This window comes from Nonomuraea terrae (assembly GCF_004348995.1).
Lineage (GTDB): Bacteria > Actinomycetota > Actinomycetes > Streptosporangiales > Streptosporangiaceae > Nonomuraea > Nonomuraea terrae.
In genome coordinates this window covers 1-3,354 of sequence record NZ_SMKQ01000384.1, presented here as the reverse complement: position 1 = coordinate 3,354, position 3,354 = coordinate 1, and the positions used below count along the sequence as shown (strand labels likewise).

Annotated in this window: 1 protein-coding gene; it reads left to right on the top strand. The window is 77.5% G+C overall.

The genetic code is table 11. The features are described 5' to 3' along the window. Nucleotides 1-45: 45 nt before the first annotated feature. Nucleotides 46-3,237 (top strand): DUF6493 family protein, encoded by a 3,192-nt coding sequence (locus tag E1286_RS46550; protein WP_132623734.1) that lies wholly within the window; start codon nucleotides 46-48, stop codon nucleotides 3,235-3,237. Nucleotides 3,238-3,354: the final 117 nt, after the last annotated feature.

Here is a 3,354-nt window from a genome sequence, read left to right as displayed (position 1 = left end):
GCCCCACCCACAGCCGACCCCTCGCCCTCGGTTTCCGCTGAGGCGGTGACGTCCGCTCCGCTTCCGCCCTCGGCGTCGGCTCAGGTCGCGGAGCACGCGCCGGTGCCGCCCTCGGCGTTGATCTCTGGCGACGCCGTGCTCTCGGGACAGGGCGCCGTTCAGGCGGTCACGACTGTCATGTCCGCCACGCCGGTCGAGGGGCCGGGTGGCGGGCCGGAGACGGCGGGGGAGAGCTCGGCGTGGGAGGCGGTGGTGGCCGCGGTCGACAGCGGCGACCCCGAGCAGGTGGCCGCGTGCGTGCTCGCCCTTGACGACCGGGCCCGCCGCGAGGTGGCGGCGCTGCTGCCCGGTCACATCTCCGTGGCGCAGAGCCGCGCCGTGGCCAGGCGCGTCAAGCGCGAGGACCGGCACCGGCTGTCGAACGAGGCGGCCTGGCGGCGGCACGTCGCCCGCGCGGGCCGCGTCGTCCACGAGTACGAGCGCTACCAGTGGGACGCCCCCTGGAGCGCCGTCCGGCAGCCCATGCCCGACGAAAGCTGGGCCGGCCCGCTCCGGGTGGCCGGGGCGGGCGTCATCGGCGGCGCCGCGGCCGTGCTGGCCTGGCTCAACCGCCGTGACCTCGAACAGCCCTGGAACGAGCCCGACGCCGACCATGTGGTCGAACGCGTCCTGGCCGAGCGCCCGCCCGCCTGGCAGGCCGATTTCGCCGTCCGCGCCGCGCTGCGGCTGAGACCCGTCCCGCGCGGCAGCCGCCGTGCCGTCTCGGGGGCCCGGCTCGCGCTGGCCATGCTGCGCCGCAGCGGCGCCACCCCGCCCGAGCACGACCCGCTCGTGCCGGCCTGGGCGGCCGTCGCACCCACCGCCGCGGCCCTGCGCGACGATCCGCTGCTCGCCCACCTGCTGCCCCGGTTGTTCGAGGCGGAGGGCGTCGGCGCCGTCCTGCGCGACGAACCGGCCGGCGAGCCGCCGCCCGCCTCCTGGCTGGCCGCGCTCACGGAGCTGGAACGCACCGGCCGGATCGGCCGCGACCAGCTGCTCGACGGTTGCCTGCGGCGTTTTCTGCGCGGCGGCGCCGCCCCCGACCTGCGCTTCTTCGTACGCCTGCACGAGCTGCTCGACCCGTCCCCCGACGAGGTGCGCGCGCGGTGCCGCGACTACCTGCGGCTGCTGCCCGCCGCGCCAGGACCGGTGGCCGAGATGGCGCTCCGGCACGTTCGACGCCTCGGCGACCTCGATCCCGCCGACCGTGCGGAGGCCATCCGGGCGCTGCTGCTCAGGAGCGAGCGCAAGCTGGTGACCGCCGGGCTCGCCTGGCTCGACCAGGTGGCCCGCGACCCGGCCGCCGACCTCGACGCGCTGGCCCCGGCCTTGGCGTACGCGTTCGCCTGCGGGTCGTCCGACGTGCAGGGGCGGGCGGTGCGGATGGCGGTCAAGCACGCCAAACGGTTCACGGCCGTGGGCGCCGAGGCCATCAGGGACGCGGTCGGCGTCCTGCCGCCGGAGCTCGGCGAGACCCTGGTGGCGTTGTTCGGCGGGGAAGCGGCCGAGGCGGATGCCGACGGGTTCACGCCCGTGCCGCTGCCGCGGCCCCGCCGGTCAGGGCCGTTCGCCGCGCCCGTGGCGGCCGTCCGGGACCTGGACGACCGCCCCGGCGGTTCCTCGTGGGAAGCCGCGGAACGCTGGCTCGCCGGCATCGTACGGCTGCACGCGGAAACCCCCGACGCGCTCGCGGCCCGCCTGGCGACCGAGCCCATGCGCCCGCAGCCGCCCGCCGGCCCGTGGACGCACGTCGAGCGCTGGTCCGAAGAGATCGCCCGCCTGATCGTCACCCGCGCGGGGCTCGACCCCAGGACCCGCAGCACCGCGCCGATCCGAGCACCAGGCTCCGGAGGCCCGGCGGGCGGAGCCGCCCACCGGTTACGCGGACCCGGCGCGCACAAGAACCGACCGGATGAGCCGGCGGATCCGTCAGGCGGCGACGGGAGCCCACCGGGTGGGCCGGCGGGTTCGTCGGGCGGCGACGGGAACCGACCGGGTGGGCCGGCGGGTTCGTCGGGCGGAGCTACGAGTCGGCTGGGCGAACTGGTGTGGCCCGTGGCCGGAGCCGCGGGCCGACCGGAGCGACTCGCGGGTCCGGCGGAGGCCGGCGCGCCGGTCGAGGCCGTGCGGCATGGCGAGTCGCGGTTGCCCGCGGACGTGCCCGCCCCGCACCTGTTCCTGCTGCGGCGGTGGGCCGAGGTGTACGACGCGATCGAGGCGGAGGCGCTCCCGCCGCGCCTGCTGGCCGAGCCCATCGCCGACACCGGTCACCTGGACGCCGCCGAGCTGGTGGATCGGCTGGCCGGGTACGAGCGCGACGGGATCGACCCCCTGCCCGCCGACCTGCAGCAAGCGCTGCTGCGGCTGCCCCGTGCGATCCCGCCGGACGTCGCTGAGCGGGCCGCGCGGCTGACCTCCGAGGCGGGCCGGGCGGCCGCGTCCTGGATGAGCGGCCGACGGCCGGAGGCGGTCGCCTCCGAGATCGCCTGGAGGTTCGACGCGGGCGGGACGCTCCGCCTGGTGCCCCGGGTCCAGGTCACGGCGCCGTCCGGGCTGCCGCTGGTGGACGCCCTGCTCGCCGACCCCGGCGAACACCCTCGGGAGGACTCCGGCGGCACCCTGCGGTGGTGGCCGTACGTGATGCCGTCCGACCGCGAGGTCGTCGCCGCCCACCTCGTCCCGCACCTGGCCGACCTGTGGGAGCCGGGCGGCGTCGAGTCCTCCGCGGCGTGGGCGCTGGCGCGGACCGACGGGCCCGCGGGGGAGGCCGTCGGGCTCGTGCACGCCTACGTCGTCGGCGAACGGGCGTGGAGCACGCCGGAGGAGCGGGCGCGCGTCGTGGTGGAGGCGGCCGCCCGGGGAGACCTCGGCGCCGAGGCGCTGGGACGTCAGCTCGCGCTCCTCGTTCACCTCACCTGGCTCAAGCCGGGGCCGGTGTTCGAGGCCCTGGAGACCGCGGCGTCGCTCGGGGCGCACCGGGAGGTGTGGCGCATCATGACGGGGTTCCTGCCCGCCTTCCTGCCGGGTCCGGACAAGCGGCCGACCACCCGGCACGCCCAGGCCCTCGCCTTCGCCGTACGCGCCGCGCAGTGGGCCGGAGCACGGGGCGCCCTGCCCTGCGTCACGGAGATCGCCGAACGCCGGGCCTCAAGCACCTTCGTCCGCCACGCCCGCCGCCTCCACACCTACCTCACCTGACTCCACGCCGTCCCCGAGGCAGACGTCTCGGGGACGGCGTGCGGCCGAGCAGGACCCGGCGGAGAGGAAGGCGCGCCCGGCGCCTGCTCCCGGACGCCAGGCGGGCATGGCGAAGCC